Source organism: Sphingomonas sp. OTU376 (genome assembly GCF_038440415.1).
GTDB lineage: Bacteria > Pseudomonadota > Alphaproteobacteria > Sphingomonadales > Sphingomonadaceae > Sphingomonas > Sphingomonas kyeonggiensis_A.
The window spans coordinates 1-17,466 of record NZ_JASATQ010000023.1 but is presented as its reverse complement, the minus strand read 5'-3'; the positions used below and the strand labels follow the sequence as shown (position 1 = coordinate 17,466).

Annotated in this window: 22 protein-coding genes; 6 read left to right on the top strand and 16 right to left on the bottom strand. The window is 67.6% G+C overall.

Features of this window, described 5'->3' with window-relative positions:
- Positions 1-95 precede the first annotated feature (95 nt).
- Together rpsG and rpsL are read right to left on the bottom strand one after the other, a co-directional pair.
- Positions 96-566: a 30S ribosomal protein S7 gene (rpsG, locus tag AAHM44_RS11680; protein ID WP_184169897.1), complete on the bottom strand. Its 471-nt coding sequence runs from the start codon at positions 564-566 to the stop codon at positions 96-98.
- 63 nt (positions 567-629) lie between these two features.
- Positions 630-1,001 carry a 30S ribosomal protein S12 gene (gene rpsL, locus AAHM44_RS11675; RefSeq protein WP_086129340.1) on the bottom strand — a complete coding sequence of 124 codons (372 nt, stop codon included), beginning with the start codon at positions 999-1,001 and terminating at the stop codon, positions 630-632.
- A 270-nt stretch (positions 1,002-1,271) separates the two neighbouring features.
- On the opposite strand from rpsL, the gene AAHM44_RS11670 reads away from it, so the two are divergent.
- Entirely contained in the window at positions 1,272-1,838 is a 567-nt protein-coding gene (locus AAHM44_RS11670; RefSeq protein WP_342250083.1) for a hypothetical protein, read from the top strand.
- 5 nt (positions 1,839-1,843) lie between these two features.
- Complete coding sequence (locus AAHM44_RS11665; protein ID WP_184169905.1) at positions 1,844-2,332, top strand: bactofilin family protein; 489 nt, start codon at positions 1,844-1,846, stop codon at positions 2,330-2,332.
- A gap of 65 nt (positions 2,333-2,397) precedes the next feature.
- Here AAHM44_RS11665 and AAHM44_RS11660 read toward each other — a convergent pair whose 3' ends face one another.
- Complete coding sequence (locus AAHM44_RS11660; protein WP_342250082.1) at positions 2,398-2,997, bottom strand: DUF4142 domain-containing protein; 600 nt, start codon at positions 2,995-2,997, stop codon at positions 2,398-2,400.
- Between the two features lie 101 nt (positions 2,998-3,098).
- Here AAHM44_RS11660 and AAHM44_RS11655 point away from each other — a divergent pair, with 101 nt between their 5' ends.
- Positions 3,099-3,554, top strand: a complete 456-nt coding sequence (locus tag AAHM44_RS11655) for a GFA family protein (protein ID WP_342250081.1) — start codon at positions 3,099-3,101, stop codon at positions 3,552-3,554.
- 138 nt (positions 3,555-3,692) lie between these two features.
- Here the strand turns inward: AAHM44_RS11655 and AAHM44_RS11650 are convergent, their stop codons facing one another.
- The 8 genes from AAHM44_RS11650 to AAHM44_RS11615 form a co-directional block, all read right to left on the bottom strand.
- Complete coding sequence (locus tag AAHM44_RS11650; RefSeq protein ID WP_342250080.1) at positions 3,693-4,940, bottom strand: dienelactone hydrolase family protein; 1,248 nt, start codon at positions 4,938-4,940, stop codon at positions 3,693-3,695.
- A 100-nt stretch (positions 4,941-5,040) separates the two neighbouring features.
- Positions 5,041-5,385, bottom strand: a complete 345-nt coding sequence (locus tag AAHM44_RS11645) for a DUF3140 domain-containing protein (RefSeq protein ID WP_184169916.1) — start codon at positions 5,383-5,385, stop codon at positions 5,041-5,043.
- Positions 5,386-5,460: 75 nt separating this feature from the next.
- Positions 5,461-6,870, bottom strand: a complete 1,410-nt coding sequence (locus tag AAHM44_RS11640) for a hypothetical protein (RefSeq protein ID WP_342250079.1) — start codon at positions 6,868-6,870, stop codon at positions 5,461-5,463.
- A 13-nt stretch (positions 6,871-6,883) separates the two neighbouring features.
- The gene (locus tag AAHM44_RS11635) at positions 6,884-7,252 is read right to left on the bottom strand and encodes a hypothetical protein (RefSeq protein ID WP_269574415.1); all 369 of its coding nucleotides are present in this window, start codon (positions 7,250-7,252) and stop codon (positions 6,884-6,886) included.
- 63 nt (positions 7,253-7,315) lie between these two features.
- Positions 7,316-8,713 carry a dihydrolipoyl dehydrogenase gene (gene lpdA / locus AAHM44_RS11630; RefSeq protein ID WP_342250078.1) on the bottom strand — a complete coding sequence of 466 codons (1,398 nt, stop codon included), beginning with the start codon at positions 8,711-8,713 and terminating at the stop codon, positions 7,316-7,318.
- A 41-nt stretch (positions 8,714-8,754) separates the two neighbouring features.
- Positions 8,755-9,153: an acyl-CoA thioesterase gene (locus tag AAHM44_RS11625; protein WP_184169929.1), complete on the bottom strand. Its 399-nt coding sequence runs from the start codon at positions 9,151-9,153 to the stop codon at positions 8,755-8,757.
- Positions 9,146-9,370, bottom strand: coding sequence for a hypothetical protein (locus AAHM44_RS11620; RefSeq protein ID WP_269574413.1), 225 nt, complete (start codon positions 9,368-9,370; stop codon positions 9,146-9,148). Before AAHM44_RS11620 ends, AAHM44_RS11625 begins: the two co-directional genes overlap by 8 nt.
- Positions 9,371-9,387: 17 nt before the next feature.
- Entirely contained in the window at positions 9,388-10,692 is a 1,305-nt protein-coding gene (locus AAHM44_RS11615) for a pyruvate dehydrogenase complex dihydrolipoamide acetyltransferase (protein ID WP_269574412.1), read from the bottom strand.
- A 130-nt stretch (positions 10,693-10,822) separates the two neighbouring features.
- On the opposite strand from AAHM44_RS11615, the gene AAHM44_RS11610 reads away from it, so the two are divergent.
- Together AAHM44_RS11610 and AAHM44_RS11605 are read left to right on the top strand one after the other, a co-directional pair.
- Positions 10,823-11,278 carry a universal stress protein gene (locus tag AAHM44_RS11610; RefSeq protein ID WP_269574411.1) on the top strand — a complete coding sequence of 152 codons (456 nt, stop codon included), beginning with the start codon at positions 10,823-10,825 and terminating at the stop codon, positions 11,276-11,278.
- A gap of 178 nt (positions 11,279-11,456) precedes the next feature.
- A complete protein-coding gene (locus tag AAHM44_RS11605; protein ID WP_342250077.1) occupies positions 11,457-12,728 on the top strand; it encodes a M20/M25/M40 family metallo-hydrolase in 1,272 nt (423 codons plus the stop codon).
- Between the two features lie 353 nt (positions 12,729-13,081).
- On the opposite strand, the gene AAHM44_RS11600 is transcribed toward AAHM44_RS11605, so the two are convergent.
- The 5 genes from AAHM44_RS11600 to AAHM44_RS11580 form a co-directional block, all read right to left on the bottom strand.
- Complete coding sequence (locus AAHM44_RS11600; protein WP_269574409.1) at positions 13,082-14,101, bottom strand: RcnB family protein; 1,020 nt, start codon at positions 14,099-14,101, stop codon at positions 13,082-13,084.
- A 114-nt stretch (positions 14,102-14,215) separates the two neighbouring features.
- Positions 14,216-14,701 carry a GAF domain-containing protein gene (locus AAHM44_RS11595; protein WP_269574408.1) on the bottom strand — a complete coding sequence of 162 codons (486 nt, stop codon included), beginning with the start codon at positions 14,699-14,701 and terminating at the stop codon, positions 14,216-14,218.
- Between the two features lie 123 nt (positions 14,702-14,824).
- Positions 14,825-15,226: an alternative ribosome rescue aminoacyl-tRNA hydrolase ArfB gene (gene arfB / locus AAHM44_RS11590; protein WP_184169950.1), complete on the bottom strand. Its 402-nt coding sequence runs from the start codon at positions 15,224-15,226 to the stop codon at positions 14,825-14,827.
- Positions 15,219-15,869 carry an RluA family pseudouridine synthase gene (locus tag AAHM44_RS11585; RefSeq protein WP_184169952.1) on the bottom strand — a complete coding sequence of 217 codons (651 nt, stop codon included), beginning with the start codon at positions 15,867-15,869 and terminating at the stop codon, positions 15,219-15,221. The genes arfB and AAHM44_RS11585 overlap by 8 nt, the downstream gene beginning before the upstream one ends.
- Positions 15,870-15,923: 54 nt before the next feature.
- On the bottom strand, positions 15,924-16,622 hold the full coding sequence (locus AAHM44_RS11580; protein ID WP_269574407.1) for a mannan-binding lectin: 699 nt from the start codon (positions 16,620-16,622) through the stop codon (positions 15,924-15,926).
- A gap of 155 nt (positions 16,623-16,777) precedes the next feature.
- Here AAHM44_RS11580 and AAHM44_RS11575 point away from each other — a divergent pair.
- Positions 16,778-17,466: M15 family metallopeptidase (locus tag AAHM44_RS11575; RefSeq protein ID WP_342250076.1), on the top strand; the 689-nt coding region annotated here is incomplete at its 3' end.

Sequence of the window (17,466 nt, the reverse complement as noted above, 5' to 3'; positions counted from 1 at the left end):
GTTTCCTTAAGGATGTGGGGAGCCGGACGATCCAGCTCCCCGATATGTAGGAACGAAAATTTCCAACGCCAGACGTGCCGGCGCTGGAGAAAGACTTACCAGCGGTAGTGGCTGAAGGCGCGGTTCGCCTCGGCCATACGGTGGGTGTCTTCGCGCTTCTTCACCGCGTTGCCGCGGTTGTTCGAGGCGTCCAGCAGCTCGCCCGAAAGGCGTGCCGACATGGTGTTCTCGCTGCGATTGCGGGCCGAGGTGATCAGCCAGCGGATCGCGAGGGCCTGCGCACGCTCCGGACGAACTTCAACCGGCACCTGGTAGGTCGCACCGCCGACGCGGCGGCTGCGGACTTCGATGCCCGGCTTGATGTTGTTCAGCGCGTCATGGAACACGCCGATCGGATCGCGCTTGGCGCGAGTCTCGACGGTTTCCAGGGCCGAATAGACGATGCCCTCGGCAACGGACTTCTTACCGTCCAGCATGACCGAGTTCATGAACTTCGAGAGAACGATATCACCGAACTTGGGATCCGGCAGGATTTCGCGCTTCTCTGGGCGACGACGACGAGCCATCTTGAATTTCCTTCTAAAACTTCAGCCGATCCGGAACCTGTCCGGGGCTTACTATGGCTGTGATTACTTGGGACGCTTGGCGCCGTACTTCGAACGCGACTGGCGACGATCCTTGACGCCCTGCGTATCGAGCACGCCGCGCAGGACGTGGTAGCGCACGCCGGGAAGATCGCGGACACGGCCGCCGCGGATCAGAACAACCGAGTGCTCCTGAAGGTTGTGACCTTCGCCCGGGATGTAGCTGATGACTTCGCGCTGGTTGGTCAGGCGGACCTTGGCAACCTTGCGGAGCGCCGAGTTCGGCTTCTTCGGGGTCGTCGTATAGACGCGGGTGCAGACGCCGCGCTTCTGCGGGTTCTGCTCCATCGCAGGGACCTTCGACTTGGTCTTCTGCAGTTCGCGGCCCTTGCGGACCAGCTGGTTAATCGTCGGCATGAAGCCCTTCACCTTATGTTACCGGCCGTGGCCGGCGGTTACTTTGCTGGAACCCTGTGTTTGAGAATACGAAAAGGCCCCGGGTGTACTCGACCCCCCGGGCCATTGCGTCTCCAGCAACGTTCAGCTCTTGCCCCGCAAGGAATCGCGACCGGACGTGCCGGTCCCTTGTGGGACGGGGGCGCCTATAGCGATGGGGGGCTGACGGGTCAACTGAGTCGGCCGGCGGGATAACAGAGCGTCAACCAGTGCCGGGCTAGAGCCCAGAAGATGGTTCGTTACGCATCCCGATTCAACCCCTTGGTGGCAGCTCTTGCCGCGCTGATCGCGACTCTGCTGCTCGGCGGGGTCGGGCCGGTGCTGTCGGGCCCTGCCTCGCTGCTTTCCTGGGAGCTGTTCGGGCTGGCGATCACCGGGGGAACCGGGTTCCTGGCCTGGCATCTGGCACAGCTGACCGCCCTGCCCCCGGGCTCGCGGGTGAAGGCCGCCCTGCCCGCCACGCTGCTGCCGCTGGTCGTGCTGCCGCAGGTTGGCGCCGCCGCGCTGCTGGTGCCCGCCGCGCTCGGCTTCGCATTGCTGCCTCGCGAGCGATTCGCCGGGCCGCTGGCGCTTGCGGGAACGCTCGCGGCCCTGGGCGCGGGGCCCATCCCGCAGCTCGTCGCCGGCGTAACGATGCTCGGCGCAGCGTGGCTTTGCCGCGCCCGTTGCCCGGCCGCGAACGACAATCCCTCTCTGGAACGCTCGCCGCGCTTTCGCCCCCGCTTTTGGCCGATGTCGGCTTCCCTGCGTTATGCTAGAGGTATCGCAAGGGATTCGGGTTCCGAATTTGGGGAGTAGCGTGGATGTTCAACAGCAATAATCGTGGTCGCGATCGGGATGAGCGTCCGGCAATGCCGCCGGCCCCGCCGCAGCAGAGCAGCGGAAACGGCAAGCGCGGCATGTTCTCGGTAATCGGTCCGGACGTGACGGTGACCGGCAATGTCTCCGCCACCGCCGACCTGCATATCGACGGCCGCATCGAGGGCGATGTCCATTGCGGCAGCCTGGCCCAGGGCGCCGAGAGCCAGATCTTCGGCAACGTCACTGCCGAGACCGCCCGCCTTGCCGGCGCGATCGAAGGCACGGTGCGCGTGCGCCAGCTCACCATCGAGCGTTCGGCCAAGATCACCGGCGATGTCGAATATGAGAACATCACGATCGAGAATGGCGGCCATATCGACGGTCGCCTGAAGCATATGAGCACCGTCCAGGCAGCGGCTCCGGCAGCGCCGGCGGGGCCCCGCCCGGTCGAGGCTGCGCCCTCGCCCTTCGCGGCGGCGGCGAACGAATAAGCCCACCGGCTTTTCGCGGGACATAAGGGGCGCGCTTCCCGGGGGGAGCGCGCCCCTTTCGCGTTCTAGAGCCCGCGTATCTTGTCGAGATGCTGCTGGACGACCGGCGCGATCTCGGCGGCGAAGGCCTTGAGCTGCGGCACCGTGCCGTTCTTCGCATAGTCCTGCACCGCCGCCAGCGTCTTCTCGTGCGCGACGACCTGCTGCGCCTTGTAGGCAGTGTCGAAATCCGCGCCGGTGGTGTCGCGCAGCGTGGCGAGATTGGCTTCCTGCTCGGCGCTGAGCTTCGCGTTCGGCACGATCGCCGGCGTCGCCTTCGCCCCGGCGGCCTTGAGCTTAGCGGTGGACCCGGTGTGGGCGGTGACCATCATCCCGCCGAAATCCTTGAGCGCCTGCGTGCTCGCCTTCTGCGCCGCAAGCTTGCCCGCCGCGACTTCATAGGCATCGCTGGCACCGGCGGTGTCGGCGAAGGTCTGACCGGTCATCACCGCAGCGCCGCTTGCCTCGTTGAGCGTACCGGTGGCGGCATTGGCATCGATGCTGTTCTCGGGGATGATCGTGTCGGTCGCGACGATATTGTCCACCGTGGTCACCGGTTCGCTGCCGCCACAGGCGCCCAACGCGAACGCCGGCCCCAGGCCGAGCGCGAAGAAGTATCTGTTCATGCAGGCATCCTCCTGTTCTTTTGGAGGAAAGTAACGCGGGCCTGAGGGCGCCGTTCCGGCTAGGACGGCGCAATGCGGCGAATCGACACAGGAGCAGGGGAATGACCGACTGGACCCAGGCACACGAGGGGGGATGCCGTTGTGGCCAGCTGCGCTTCCAAGTGACGGCCGCCCCCTTCCTCACCAGCGCCTGCCACTGCACCGGCTGCCAGAAGATGACCGGCAGCGCCTTCTCGCTCACCCTGACCGTGCCGGCGGACGCCTTTGAAGTAACGCGGGGCGTGCCGGTGATCGGCGGCCTGCACGGCCCGGTCGCGCATCACTTCCATTGCGACCATTGCAAGAGCTGGGTGTTCACCCGCGCCGAGGGTGTCGACTGGTTCGTCAATGTCCGCACGACGATGCTCGACACGCCGGACGACGCGCGGCCGTTCCTCGAGACCTGGACCGACGAGAAGCTCCCCTGGGTCGAGACCGGCGCGAAGCGCAGCTATGCAGGCAACCCGGACTGGAATGACTGGGATGCGCTGACGAAGGAGTATGCGGCGGGGCTGTAGCGCCCCGTGCTCGCGCCATGTCAGACCTTGTAGTTCCGCCGCGAAAGCCGGGGCCCGGGGTAACGAGCGAGACGGAAGAGAAACCCTGGGCCCCGGCTTTCGCCGGGGAGCAGCTACATCAGCCACCACCAGGCAGCCTCACCCCAGCTTGAGCATCGCCGTTGCCGCCGAAGTCAGGTCCGCCCGCTCCCGCATAGACTGCTCGATCGCCAGCCCGGTCCGCGCGACCTTGCCCGAATAGGCGGTGCGCCCGTTGACGATCACCTTCACCGGGCGATCGAGATTGAGCAGATGGTCGGACAGGCGCAGCGTCGTGCCCGCCGGCACGGTGCCGGTGAGCGTGATGGTCTGGCCCTCGACGGACGCGGTGATCGTGTCGCCGGCCTTGGCCGCCGCCGCATCGGGAATGTGCAGCCAGTAGAAGCGGTCATGCGTGACATCGTCCTGCAGCCACACGATGCGCTTCGGCCAGGGATCGCGGGTGAAGCCGGCCATCCAGGGCAGCGCCTCGGCGTCCTTGCGGTTCATCCAGTGCGGCAGCCCCGGATAGATGCGCGACATATGGACATAGCCGGCCGGATCGGCGGCATGCAGCCGGTCGAGCTCGGCGGTCTTGTCGGCGGCGATCTTGTTGCGGTCATAGGCGGCATCGGCGCCGCCCATGAAGATCGCGAAGGGCAGGTTGCGCAGGCCGAGCACCGAGGATTCATTCGGGTGGCCCGCCATCATCGCGGCGGCGGCGAAGCGGTCCGCCATCCGCGGGGCAAGCTGCCACACGCCGTCGCCGCCCGCCGAATAGCCCATCAGATAGACGCGGTTGGGATCGACGCCGTTGATCGCGACCTGCGCGTCGATCAGCTGCTGGAACAGCGGATCGATATGCCCTTCGTGCCAGAGGTTCCAGGTATCGGTCGGCGCGCGCGGGGCAAGATAGATGCCCTCGGCCGGCTCATAGAGGCGGATCTGGTTGCGCCATTGCTGGTCGTTCACCGCCGGCTCGGCATTGCCGCCGCCATGCATCGAGATCCACAGGCTGCGCTTGCCCGGCGCGGCATTGCCGAAGGTCTTGCTTTCCCATTTCAGCGTCTTGTCACCGATGGTGATCTGCTTGGCGGCAACCGCTTCGGCGGCACTGGCCGAGACGGCGCGCATGCGCTCGGCACCCAGCAGGGCAAGCGCCCGATCGGCATCGACACGGTTCAGCGGACGGGCCAGCGCGGGATCGTTCAGCGAGCGCTCGACTTCCGGCTTCGCCAGCCAGGCCTCGATGCCCGCGACCGGCGCTGCCGCGGGGAAATTGCGCGCCACGACCGGCGCCATGGGAACAACGAGCGCTGGGGTCAGCGCAGTGGCGGCGAGGAGGATGCGGATCGCGATGCTGGACATGCCGCCACCCTAATCGCGGGACAGCACATGTCTATACCATAAATATGACCACGTTAGTACCAAAGCACGTGGCTTGCGCGCGCCCTATTGCTCGATCGGCCTATTCCTTCATGGGGTCGTGCCCCCAGTTCATCAGCGAATAGCGCCAGCGCGAGGTGGGGATGCGATAATCCTCATGCGGGCCCTGGGCGCGGTGGCGGGCGACGAAGCCGATCACCTTGCGCATATGGGCATAGTCGCCGCCGTCGAGGTCTTCCTTGTCGGTCCGCAGGATACCGACGATGCGCCGCCCCGAAGCATGGCCGATGCTCTCCGCGCCATCGCGCTTCTGACCAACCTTTCGACTCTCCGCCGTCTCGAGCCATTCCTCTATTTCGGCCGGGGCCATGTTCACCACTTCATGGAATTTGCGCCACACTGTCTCGTGGTCGTCGCGTTCTGCCAACCCGCTTCTCCGTTATCGTCATGTTACCCATGCGTAACGGTTAGCCCTATCGCGGAGTTTCCTCGGGCGGGGATTTTATCCAGCCGCATCGGTGTAAGTTTCCCCCACTGGCGGCAGCATAAGCCGCGCCGCAAGCCCGCTCCCGCCGACCAGCAGCATCACAGCCAGCGCAATGCCCAGCCCGCGTCGCGGCAGCCCGGCACCCGCCACCAGTGCGATCGCCAGCCCGGTCGCGAGCATCGCCCAGAGGTGATAGCGATAATCGGCCGCGACGCTGATCACCAGGAAGGCGAGCTCGGTCAGCACCGCGGACAGGGCCAGCGTCGTGGCCAGCCGGCTGCGCGCATCGTCGCGGCGCCAGGCCAGCGCGACCACCGCCAGCGCCCCCACCAGCCAGAGGATCGGCGCGCCGAGCGGGCTTTCGGCCAGCCCGCCCGCCAGCCGCTGGAAGGGCTCGATCCGCGGGGAAGGCGAACCGAGGCCCAGCGTGTTCGGCTCGCTGCCCGCCTGCGGCTCGGCGAGCGGGTAGCGCCACGGCACCAGCCAGCGCATCGTCGCGTTCCAATGCGCCAGCCGATGCGCGGCATAGGCCAGCGGGTGGCGGGCGATCGTGCCGACCCAGACGCCGGTCAGCTTGCCGCCCGGCGCCGCCCGTGCCAGCCCGTCCGCGACGAAATCGCAGCGATCGCCCAGCGGATCCCAGAGCAGCGGCCGGATGCAGCCTTGCGCCTCGGCCCTTTGCCATGTCGATGCCGGCAGCACCGGCACCGCCCCGGCTCCGGCATGATGCGCGATACCCGCCAGGTCGTAGATCGGCAGCGAACGCCCGACATCGCTGGGCTGCGCGCGCAGCAGGCCGTGGTTGACCAGGGGCATCGCGGCCAGCACGGCGATCATCGCCACCAGCATCAGCGCCCCGTGCCGCACCGGCCGCCACGCGCCGGTACCCAGCAGCCCGAAGGCAAGCGGCACCGTGGCGAACACCGCGTTGATCCGCACCAGCGTGGCGTAGAGCAGGAGCAATATGACCAGCGCGGTCGCCCAGCGCGGCATGGGCCGATCCCGCAACTGCCACCAGCAGGCGATCCCGACCGCGGCGAGCAGCGCCCCCGCCATCTGGCCGTCCTTGAGCACCGCGACCTGCCAGCCCGCGATCGGTGGCCAGATGCCGAGCAGCAGCACCGCCCCCGCGGCAATCCGGGCGCCCTGCCGGGCCAGTGCGGCGGCGACCAGCCCGAGCCCGGTCCAGTAGAGCAGCATCTGCAGCAGGAACATCGGCGCCTGGCCGGCCCAGCCCAGTCCGTGGAACAGGGACCAGAGCCGGACCATCGCCGGCGGGTGCCAGTCGTCATAGCGCTCCGAGAGCAGCTGCTGATACTGGTTGAGGCTGTCGAACATCGCGACGCCCGGCCAGAACAGCGCGAGCATGACAAGGCAGAGAAGAAGCGCGGCGAGCGCCGCCCGGATCGCGGGCGACACGCGCATCAAACCAGTGCCCCTAGCTGATCTTGCGGCCGAACACCGGGCGCGGCGCATCCTCGGCGTGCGGGATCTCGGCGCTGCCCTGCCCGGCAGCCTTGCGGGCCAGATAGCGAGCGAGCGCGGCATCGGCGTCGAAGGCCGGCTCCTCCGGCAGATCGATGCCCTTGCCCGGGTTGGGGCCGCGCGGCGTGATGGTCAGCTTGAGCAGGCGGATGACCAGCGGGATGCAGAACAGCAACCCGATCGCGCCGAGCCCGAGCACGGTCGGCCCCAGGCCGGAGGCCAGCGGTCCCTCGCTCCAGCCGCTGAAGCCGGTGAAATAGAAGAGCAGCCCGCCGATATAGACGAGGGGCAGCAGCGAAAGGATCAGCTTGAAGGCACGCATGCCGAATCTCCCACCAGTTCCGGGGAACATGGCAGGAGATCTCCAACAAAGCGTGAAGGCCGCTTAGATGTGCAGCGCGCGGCCGTAGGCGCCGAGGACCGCCTCGTGCATCGTCTCGCTGATCGTCGGGTGCGGGAACACCGTCTCCATCAGCTCGGCCTCGGTGGTCTCCAGCGTCTTGCCGATCGTGTAGCCCTGGATCATCTCGGTCACTTCCGCGCCGATCATGTGCGCACCGAGCAGCTCGCCGGTCTTGGCGTCGAACACCGTCTTCACGAAGCCCTCGGCCTCGCCCAGCGCGATCGCCTTGCCGTTGCCGATGAAGGGGAAGTTGCCGACCTTCACTTCATAGCCGGCTTCCTTGGCCTTCGCCTCGGTAAGGCCGACCGACGCGATCTGCGGGTGGCAATAGGTGCAGCCCGGGATGTTGCGGACGTCCATCGCGTGCGGATGCTTGCCGGCAATCGCCTCGACCGCGATCACGCCCTCATGGCTTGCCTTGTGGGCGAGGAACGGCGGCGCGGTGACGTCGCCGATCGCATAGAGGCCGGCGACATTGGTCTTGCATGCCGCGTCGGTGATGATGTGGCCACGCTCGGTCTTCACGCCCAGCGTCTCGAGGCCGATATTCTCGGTGTTCGGCACGATGCCGACCGCGACGATGACGTGGCTGAATTCCTCGACGGTGACCTTGCCGTCCTTGCCCTTGATCGAAGCCTTCACGCCCGAGCCGGTCACGTCGATCTTCTCGACGCCGGTCGCGGTACGGATGTCCATGCCCTGCTTCTTGAACTGCTTCTCGAGATGCGCGGAGACGTCCTTGTCTTCCACCGGCACGATCCGGTCGAGCATCTCGACGATGGTCACCTTGGCGCCCATGTCGTTGTAGAAGCTGGCGAACTCGACACCGATCGCGCCCGAGCCGATCACGAGCAGCTTGGTCGGCATCTCGGGCGGGGTCATCGCGGTGCGATACGTCCAGATGCGCTTGCCGTCGGCCTTGGCGAACGGAAGATCACGCGCACGAGCACCGGTGGCGACGATGATGTTCTTCGCCTCGATGTCGGTCTTCTTGCCGTCCTCGGCGGTCACGGTCAGCTTGCCCGGCGCGGTCAGCACGCCGGTGCCGAAGTGCACCGCGATCTTGTTCTTCTTCATCAGGTGCGTGACGCCCTGGTTGAGTTGCTTGGCGACGCCGCGCGAGCGCTTCACCACCGCTTCCAGGTCGGCGCTGATCTTCTCGGCGGCCAGCCCGTAATCCTTGGCGTGCTGCATGTAATGGAAGATCTCGGACGAGCGGAGCAGCGCCTTGGTGGGGATGCAGCCCCAGTTGAGGCAGATGCCGCCCAGCAGCTCGCGCTCGACGATCGCCGTCTTGAGGCCCAGCTGCGCGGCGCGGATCGCCGCCACATAACCGCCGGGGCCCGAACCGAGCACGATCACGTCATAGGTGTCAGCCAAGGGAGGAATCCTTCAATTGGGTTTGTGTGGATATAGGGGCCTCAGCCCGCATTTTCATCGAGCGGCCGGGGCCGCTTGTTCGCGTCCACCGCGACGAAGACGAACTGCGCCTGGGTGACCAGGCAGCTCTCTTCCGAATGCCGGGCACGGCGCCAGGACTGGACTTCGATCGTCATCGAGGTGCGGCCGACCTTGACGATCTCGGCATAGACCGAGACTTCGTCGCCGACCGATACCGGCGCGTGGAACTTCATGCCCTCGACCGCGACGGTCACGGCCCGCCCGCGCGAATGGCGCGCGGCGACCAGCCCGGCGGCCAGATCCATCTGGCCCATCAGCCAGCCGCCAAAGATGTCGCCATAGGCATTGGCGTCGGCCGGCATGGTGCTGACGCGAATCGCCGGCTGGGTCTTCGGCTGCTCGGCGCCCTGCTCAACCATCGACGCGCGGCTCCGTGCCCGCCAGCTTCGCCTTGTCGGCCGCGAACGCCTTGCGCACCGGGCCGATGCCCATCAGCACCACCGCGATCATGCAGGCATAGCCGACCAGCCAGATGTCCCCGGTCGCGCGCGGATAGGACCAGGCCGCCGCCGCGGAAATCAACGCCGCGGCGATCAGCCCGATCACGATATGCACCACTTCGATCAGCACGCGCATCGGCGCAGCCCTCCGGTTCAGGCGATCATCCCGAAGGGATTCTCGACCAGCTCCTTGAAGATCTTCATCATCTCGGCACCGTCGGCACCGTCGATGGCGCGGTGATCGAAGCTGCCGGTCGCCGACATCACGGTGGCCACGCCCAGCGCGTCATCGACGATGTACGGACGCTTCTCGCCCGCGCCGATCGCCATGATCATGCCCTGCGGCGGATTGATCACCGCTTCGAACTGCTTGATGCCGAACATGCCCATGTTCGAGAGCGACGCGGTGCCGCCCTGATATTCTTCCGGCTTCAGCTTGCCTTCGCGGGCACGGCCGGCAAGATCCTTCATCTCCGCCGAGATCGCCGAGACCGCCTTGTTGGCGGCGTCGCGGATGATCGGGGTGATGAGGCCGGTCGGAGTCGAGACCGCGACCGACACGTCCGCGCGGCTGTACTTGATCAGCTGCTCGCCGGTGTAGGTGACGTTGCACTTCGGTGCCTGGGCCAGCGCCACGCCGAGCGCCTTGATCAGCAGGTCGTTGACCGACAGCTTCACGCCGCGGGCATCGAGCGCCTTGTTCAGGTCGCCGCGCAGCTTGAGCAGCGCATCGAGGCGGATATCGACCGTGAGGTAGATGTGCGGGACGGTCTGCTTCGACTCGGTGAGACGGCGCGCGATCGTCTTGCGGATGTTCGAGAGCTTCTCGGCCTCGTGCGGGATCGATTCGTCCCACCAGACCGGCTTGTGCTCGGCCGGGGCGGCAGCGGCAGCCGGAGCAGCCGAGGGAGCAGCCGAAGCGGCCGGTGCAGCGGCAGCCGGCGCGGCGCCGGGCTTGGCGCCCTCGACGTCCGCCTTGACGATTCGGCCGTTCGGCCCCGAACCGGCGACACCCGACAGGTCGACGCCCTTCTCGGCGGCGATACGCTTGGCGAGCGGGCTGGCCTTCACGCGGTCGCCCGAAGCGGCCTGGGCCTGGGCGGGAGCCGGAGTCGGCGCGGGCGCGGGCGCGGCGGCCGGAGTCGGAGCGGCGGCAGCGGCTGGAGCCGGGGCAGCTGCCGGGGCCGGCGCAGCCGCGGCGGTCGAGGCGTCCTCGCCCTCACCGGCGATGATCGCGATCACGGTGCCGACCTTCACATTGTCGGTACCCTCGGCGACGAGGATCTTGGCGATCACGCCCTCGTCCACCGCTTCGAATTCCATGGTGGCCTTGTCGGTCTCGATCTCGGCCATGAGGTCGCCGGACTTCACCGTATCGCCCTCCTTCACGAGCCACTTGGCGAGGGTACCCTCTTCCATGGTGGGGGAAAGCGCAGGCATCTTGATTTCGATCGACATGAAGGTTCCCGTCGTTGGAGCCCTGAACAGGTTCGGGCCCTCTTTGCGCCGCCCCCGCCCCGGGTCAAGAGACGCGCTTGCAGGAAATGACGCTACGGGGCACGTAACGCACGACCAAGAGGAACCTTCCATGCGTACCTATCTGGTGGTGATCGACGAGAGCCCGGAGGCGGAAATCGCCCTGCGCTTCGCCGCACGCCGCGCCGTGAAGACGAACGGCAACGTCGAAATTCTCGCGCTGATTCCCAAGCCCGACTTCGTCCAATGGGGCGGCGTGATGGCCACGATCGAGGAAGAAGCCCGCGAACGCGCCGAGGCACTGGTCGCCCGCGCGGCCGGAACCCTGTTCGCCGAATCGGGGCTCCAGCCCTCGATCACGGTGCGCGAAGGCGACGGACCGAAGATCGTCCACGAGATGATCGCCGCCAATCGCGACATCGCCGCGCTGGTGCTCGGTGCCGCGGCGAGTGGCCCGCCGGGACCTATGGTGACGCACTTTTCCGGCTCGGACGCCGGCAAGCTGCCGGTGCCGCTGATGGTGATTCCGGGCGGGCTCGACATGGACGCGATCGACCGGCTGAGTTGAATACTGATCGGAGCGATGCCCTCTAATTCGTCACCCCGGCCTTGCGCCGGGGTCCACCGAGAGGCGAACCACGGACAAGGGGCTCAAGTGCATCCGGTGCGGCGCAGTGGACCCCGGCACAAGGCTGGGGTGACGGGGTGATTGACCACCCCCAAATCCCCCGCCACTCTCCACGGCCATGCGCATCCTCGCCCTCGCTCCGCTCACCCTGATCGCCCTCCCCGCCCAGGCCCAGGAAAAGCCGGACCCGGCAAAACTCAAGGCGTCGGTCGAGAAGCTGGTGAGCTTCGGCACCCGCCACACGCTCTCGGATCCCGACAATCCCACGCGTGGCATCGGCGCCGCCCGGCGCTGGTTCGCCACCGAGCTCGCGCGCCTCGGCGACCAGTGCAATTGCATCGAGGTGGCGAACATCGCCCGTGGCTTCACCGGCGATCGCGCGCCGAACGGCGTTCAGATCGTCGATGTGCTCGGCTTCCAGGCCGGCACCGATCCCAAGCGAGTCGTCATCGTGATGGGCCATATCGACAGCCGCGTCACCGACGTGATGAACGCCACCGCCGACGCGCCCGGCGCCAATGACGACGCCTCGGGCGTCGCGCTGGTGCTGGAGGCCGCACGCATCCTGTCGAAGCAGAAATTCCGCGCGACCATCGTCTATGCCGCGCTCTCCGGCGAGGAACAGGGCCTGTTCGGCGGGCAGCTGCTCGCCGAGACGGCGAAGGAGCGCGGCTGGACGGTCACCGCGGTGCTCAACAACGACATCGTCGGCAACACCGTCGGCACCGACGGCCGCAAGGTCGCGGACCGGGTGCGCGTCTTCTCCGAGACGTTCGGCGAGAATGACGAATCCAAGACACTGAAAGGCCTGCGCGCGGATGGCGGCGAGGATGACGGCCCCTCGCGCGCGCTCGCCAAGGCGGTCGACCAGGTTGCCGGCACCATCCCGGGCGGGCTCGACGCCTTCCTGGTCCGCCGCCCGGACCGGTTCGGGCGCGGCGGCGACCATACGCCGTTCAACAAGCTCGGCTATCCGGCAATCCGCTTCTCGGTAGGCATCGAGAATTACGACGCCCAGCATCAGGACCTCGTCCCCGGCAAGGGCGACACGGTCGACAAGATGGACTTCCCCTATCTCGCCAAGGTCACCGCGGTGAACGTCGCGACGATCCGCCGCCTCGCCGCGGCACCGGCCGCGCCGGACAAGGTGACGATCGGCGGCGCGCTCGCGTCGGATACTTCGGTGAAATGGGCAGCGGTGCCCGGCGCGGTGAAGTACCGCATCCACTGGCGCCGCGCCGATGCGCGTGACTGGACCGACCATCTCGACGTGACCGGCACCGAGGCGAGCCTGAAGGGCGTGATCGTCGACGACAGCTTTGTCGGCGTGTCGTCGATCGGCGCGGACGGGGCGGAGAGCCTGGTGACCTTCGGGGGACGCGGACGCTAAATCCCTTCCCACCGTCACCCTGAACTTGTTTCAGGGTCCAAGGTTGGGCCGGGCGACAGCCTCTTCCATCGAGCGATGTCGCCCGCCGCACCTTGGATGCTGAAACGAGTTCAGCATGACGGAGGTAGAGGTACGGCCTTGCAATGTAGGATTTCGCCTGCTGGGCTGGCGCAGCCGGATCACCGCCCGGCCGCTCTTTGATCCGGCAGGAAGAATAGGATCACGCCCGCGCAACTATGTTGCGAGATGCGGCGCATTCCCGTGGAGAAGGTCAAAATTGCGGGCCCGAAAACCCGCTCTTGGCCTGTACTTCGTGTACTTTGGCGAGTCGCGCCCGATGCGCTGCTGGAGCCTCAGCGGCAGCCGCAGACGCAGCACTTCACCGGCGCGCGGTAGCGCCGCACCGGCGCCTTGCGCACCACACGGCGCGCGGCCGAGCGGACATAGGTCGCGCGGCTCTCGATCACTTCCTCGGTCACCGTGGTGGTGGTCGTGGTCGCGCCCGGGATGACGATCACGGTCGTGCCGACCGGCGCGCCATAATAGGCCGCGCCGGCCTGGTAGCCGCCGCCATAATAGGCCTGGCCCGAGCCGTAATAGCCCTGGACCTGTGCCGCCGGCGGTGCACCGATCGCACCAGCCGGCGGCAGACTCCCCCTGGAGTAACCGTCATAATAATCGTTCGGATCGACGGGCTGGATCGGCTCGCGATAGCCGGCGCCCGTGCTCGAATAGCTGTAGGAACTGGAATAGCTGCCGCCCGAATCGGCCCAGGCGCCGGCGTCATAACCGTCGTCCCAGCCGATGCCGCTCACCGAATCCCAAACGTCGCCGCGGCCGTCGACCAGCACGGCGTCGTCATAATAGCGCACCCAGAAATAGCCGTAGGGCGGCGCGGCCAGGCCCCAGCTCAGATAGTCCGGGATGCGGAAGCCGCTGCCCATCCAGTAATTGGGCAGGTGATGGCCACGGCCCATGCGCCGATAGGCGTTCCAGCCGCCGGGCGCCTGCGCACCGGCATACCAGCGGCCGTCGATCCGGTTGCCCCAGCGATTGCCGGCATGCTGGCTGTTCTTGACCGGGCCCCGCGCCGGCAATGCCATCCAGCGGCCATTCTGCCAGACGCGCGGTCCCGCAGTCGGCACGCCGGGGCCGCCATGCACGACCGGCGGCGTATTCGGCATGTGCGGCGTATTGGGCGAGACGCGCGGGGGCGGCGGCATCGGCACGTTGCGGCCATAGCTGCCGCCGGGTGCCGGGATCGGCCCGCCGCTGCCACCCCAGCTCGGTCCGGGGGACGTCACCTGCGCGGCCGCCGGCAGGGTTGCCAGCAGCGCCGTGGCCATCAGGGCCGGCTTGATCAGGTGACGCATATTGAACTCCTTCGCCATGCCGGAGCCCGCGTTGCTCCCATGGTTGACGAAGAATTAAACCCCGCGCGGGGGCGGCGCCACTTTTGCCTATGCTTAACGGAGTCCCAATCCGGGTCAGCCGACCAGGCGGGGACCGAGAATCCGCATCAGCGCCTCGCAACCCGCCGCGTCGCCGGCATCGAACCGTGCCGGATTGGGGCTGTCGAGGTCGAGCACGCCGATCAGTTCGCCTTGCACGACGATCGGCACCACCAGCTCGGAACGGCTCGCCGCGTCGCAGGCGATATGGCCGGGAAAGGCATGGACATCCTCGACCAGCTGGGTCTCGCGCGTCGTGGCGGCGGCACCGCACACGCCCTTGCCGAACGGAATGCGGATGCAGGCCGCCTTGCCCTGGAACGGCCCGAGCACCAGCTCGTCGTTGACGTTGCGATAGAAGCCCGCCCAGTTGAGGTCGGGCAGATACTGCCAGATCAGCGCCGAGACATTCGCCATGTTGGCGATCGCATCGGGCTCGTCGGCGGTCAGCGAATCGAGCGCCGCGGCGAGGTCGCGGTAGAGCTCGGTCTTGTCGGTGGTTTCAATGTCGAAGGCGTACATGGCGGGCCATATAGCAAGCCCCTCCCCTTCAGGGGAGGGGTTGGGGGTGGGGGATTTCTCGAAGAGACATCGCTTGCGGCACCGCCCCGCCCCAACCCCTCCCCCGAGGAGGAGGGGCTAGAGTTAGTCCAGCCGGACCTTGCCCCGCCCGGCCTTGACCTGGCTCCGCCCCTTCTTCTCGTCCACCCGCCGGGCCTTGGCCGCCTTGCTCGGCTTGGTCTTGATCCGCTTCGCGTCGCGCTCATGCGCCTTCTGGATCAGCTCCAGCACCCGCTCGCGGGCATCGGCGCGATTGGCTTCCTGGGTACGGAACTTGCGGGCGGTGATCACCAGCTCGCCGCCGCTGGTCAGCTTGGTGCCGGCGAGCACCTTGAGCTTCTGATAGGCATAGGGCGCCAGCCCAAGCCGGAACACGTCGATCCGCAGCTGCACCGCGGTCGCCACCTTGTTGACGTTCTGCCCGCCCGGCCCGGTCGAGGCGAGGAACTTCTCTTCGACGATCGCCTCGTCGGGGATCTCAGCCACGGCCGAAGCCGAGATTGTGGAAGCGCACCGGCAGCGGCGCGGTGGCGTGGATATCGTCCTTGCCCTCGCGCGGCACGGTGAGCTCGATCGCATGGAGCATCATCGCCGGCCCGCCCCGGCCATAGACCGGATCGCCAAGCACCGGCACGCCCAGCCCCTCGGCGGCATGCACGCGGATCTGATGGGTGCGGCCGGTCTCGGGATAGAAGGCGACCAGGCTCTTGCCGCCCTTGCGCTCCATCACCTTGTAGCGGGTGATCGAGGGCTTGCCCTTGGGATCGCCGACCATCCGCCAGCCTTCCTCGCGGGTGGAGACCTTGGACAGCGCCAGGTCGATCGTGCCGCTGTCCTCCTTGGGCTCGCCGTCGAGGATGGCGAGATAGCGCTTTGCCACTGCCCCGGCCTCGAAGGCCTGGGAGAAGCGCTTCATCGCCTTGGGGTTGCGGGCGAGCAACAGGCAGCCACTGGTGTCGCGGTCCAGCCGATGGACCGGGACCGGCAGGCGCTGGAAGCCGAAGGTGAGCTGGTCGAGCAGGTCCTCGAGGCTCTCGCTCCGGTCCCGTGGGCGATCTACCGGCAAGCCGGCGGGCTTGTCGATCACCAGAGCTTCGCCATCGATGAAGAGCACGCGATCCTTGAACATCGCCCGCCCATGCCACCGCCAGCGCCGAAGCGCCAGCGGTGGTGCAGGCTTCGATCAGCGCTGGAAGCGGATCGAGCAGACCGACTGGCGGCCCTGGACAGTGGTGCGCCAGTTGCCGGTCCACTCGCCGCGCATGTTACGGGCGGTGTCGCGGCACTTGGTCTCGGCGTCGCGCTGGTTCCAGATCGGGCCGACTTCGATGTCGCGGATCACGCCGCCAGAACCCCAGCCGCCGCCATTGCCGCCGCCCGGACGATCCCAGTTACCGCCACCGCCGCCGGGGCGATCCCAGTTGCCACCGCCCCCCGGGCGACCGCCACCGGGACGGCCCCATCCGCCTTCACCCCAGCCGCCACTGTCGCCCCAGCCATTGGAGCGGCGCGGATCGAGATCGGTGATGCGATAGAGCAGGCGCGGGCCGCCGGAGCGCGGAATGCCCGAGATCACGCCACCGCGCAGGTCGAGCCGGACGCGGGCGCCGCGCGAGGGATCGTAGAGGTTGACCGCGTCGCGGTTGCGGTTGGTCTCGTCGAAGCGGTGGATCAGCGTGCCGTCATCGGCGAACTCGACCCAGCGGCCAGGACGCGTCTCGACAAAGGCGCCGCCGCCGCTGTGGCGGACACGGCCGACATTGTTGCCGTCAACCCGCTGCATCGCGGCGGGCGCGGCCGGCTTGGACGCCGGAGCAGCCGATGCGGCGGTGCCGGCCAGCAACGCGGCGGACAAGGCGAGGCAGGAAATTCTTGCGAGCATGGTTCATTCTCCCCTGGCTGCAACTTAGGGTCGATATTTGACCCGATCGAGACAGCTGCGCAACGATTCAGAAATGCGCTTGGTTGCGTGACCCTTTTCGCTTGAACGGCGTTTGAACGACGATGCCCTTTTCCGGCAGCGTCGTGAGGTTGCTTATGCGTCTTTCGGCCCTGATCCTGCTCTCGCTCGCGCCCCTGGCGGCGCACGCCGAGGAAGACGTGGCGGCGCCGCCAGCCACCGCATCGGCAACCCGGCTGTTCAACCATCTTCCCTATGGCGAGCTGGAAGCCGGGGCGCTGCTGCCCGTCCCCAGCCTGCCGGGATGCATGATGGCGCGCGATGCGGTGTTCGATGTCGAGCGGCTGCTTTCCGCCGCTCGCACCGAAGGGATAGAGCTTGGCGCGATCTCGTGCTTCCGTTCGATCCAGCACCAGCGCCGGGTGTTCTGCGCCGGCGCGGGCAATTGCGACGCTGTGGCGGCGCTGCGGGCGCGCTTCGTCGCCCCGCCGGGCTATAGCGAGCATGCCACCGGCTACGCGATCGACTTCGTCCAGAGGGGCGGCGATTGCCGGGCGGTCGAGCAATGCTTTGCGCTTACGCCGGGCGGGCAATGGCTGATGCGCCGCGCGCCCGAATTCGGCTTCGAGCTATCCTTTCCGGCCGGCAACAAGCAGGGCGTGGGCTGGGAGCCCTGGCACTGGCGCTGGGTCGGCGCATCCGCCGCCCGCGCCCGCTTCGCACCGGCCCGGGCGAGCTTTCCCGCTTTGCCCGCCGTGCCGCGCGCAGATACGAAAACGGGGGGGGGGGCCATAGTGCCGCCGCCCGGCCGCGGAAACCCGCCCCG

Bases quoted from the DNA above. Each gene is read 5' to 3' on its own strand.
- rpsL (WP_086129340.1), bottom strand. From the start codon at position 1,001: ATGCCGACGATTAACCAGCTGGTCCGCAAGGGCCGCGAACTGCAGAAG.
- AAHM44_RS11655 (WP_342250081.1), top strand. From the start codon at position 3,099: ATGACCGACTGGACCCAGGCACACGAGGGGGGATGCCGTTGTGGCCAG.
- AAHM44_RS11580 (WP_269574407.1), bottom strand. From the start codon at position 16,622: ATGCTCGCAAGAATTTCCTGCCTCGCCTTGTCCGCCGCGTTGCTGGCC.
- AAHM44_RS11660 (WP_342250082.1), bottom strand. From the start codon at position 2,997: ATGAACAGATACTTCTTCGCGCTCGGCCTGGGGCCGGCGTTCGCGTTG.
- AAHM44_RS11635 (WP_269574415.1), bottom strand. From the start codon at position 7,252: ATGCGTGCCTTCAAGCTGATCCTTTCGCTGCTGCCCCTCGTCTATATC.
- AAHM44_RS11600 (WP_269574409.1), bottom strand. From the start codon at position 14,101: ATGCGTCACCTGATCAAGCCGGCCCTGATGGCCACGGCGCTGCTGGCA.
- AAHM44_RS11585 (WP_184169952.1), bottom strand. From the start codon at position 15,869: ATGTTCAAGGATCGCGTGCTCTTCATCGATGGCGAAGCTCTGGTGATC.
- AAHM44_RS11605 (WP_342250077.1), top strand. From the start codon at position 11,457: ATGCGCATCCTCGCCCTCGCTCCGCTCACCCTGATCGCCCTCCCCGCC.
- rpsG (WP_184169897.1), bottom strand. From the start codon at position 566: ATGGCTCGTCGTCGTCGCCCAGAGAAGCGCGAAATCCTGCCGGATCCC.
- AAHM44_RS11625 (WP_184169929.1), bottom strand. From the start codon at position 9,153: ATGGTTGAGCAGGGCGCCGAGCAGCCGAAGACCCAGCCGGCGATTCGC.
- AAHM44_RS11610 (WP_269574411.1), top strand. From the start codon at position 10,823: ATGCGTACCTATCTGGTGGTGATCGACGAGAGCCCGGAGGCGGAAATC.
- AAHM44_RS11620 (WP_269574413.1), bottom strand. From the start codon at position 9,370: ATGCGCGTGCTGATCGAAGTGGTGCATATCGTGATCGGGCTGATCGCC.
- AAHM44_RS11670 (WP_342250083.1), top strand. From the start codon at position 1,272: ATGGTTCGTTACGCATCCCGATTCAACCCCTTGGTGGCAGCTCTTGCC.
- AAHM44_RS11615 (WP_269574412.1), bottom strand. From the start codon at position 10,692: ATGTCGATCGAAATCAAGATGCCTGCGCTTTCCCCCACCATGGAAGAG.
- AAHM44_RS11595 (WP_269574408.1), bottom strand. From the start codon at position 14,701: ATGTACGCCTTCGACATTGAAACCACCGACAAGACCGAGCTCTACCGC.
- AAHM44_RS11665 (WP_184169905.1), top strand. From the start codon at position 1,844: ATGTTCAACAGCAATAATCGTGGTCGCGATCGGGATGAGCGTCCGGCA.
- AAHM44_RS11640 (WP_342250079.1), bottom strand. From the start codon at position 6,870: ATGCGCGTGTCGCCCGCGATCCGGGCGGCGCTCGCCGCGCTTCTTCTC.
- AAHM44_RS11650 (WP_342250080.1), bottom strand. From the start codon at position 4,940: ATGTCCAGCATCGCGATCCGCATCCTCCTCGCCGCCACTGCGCTGACC.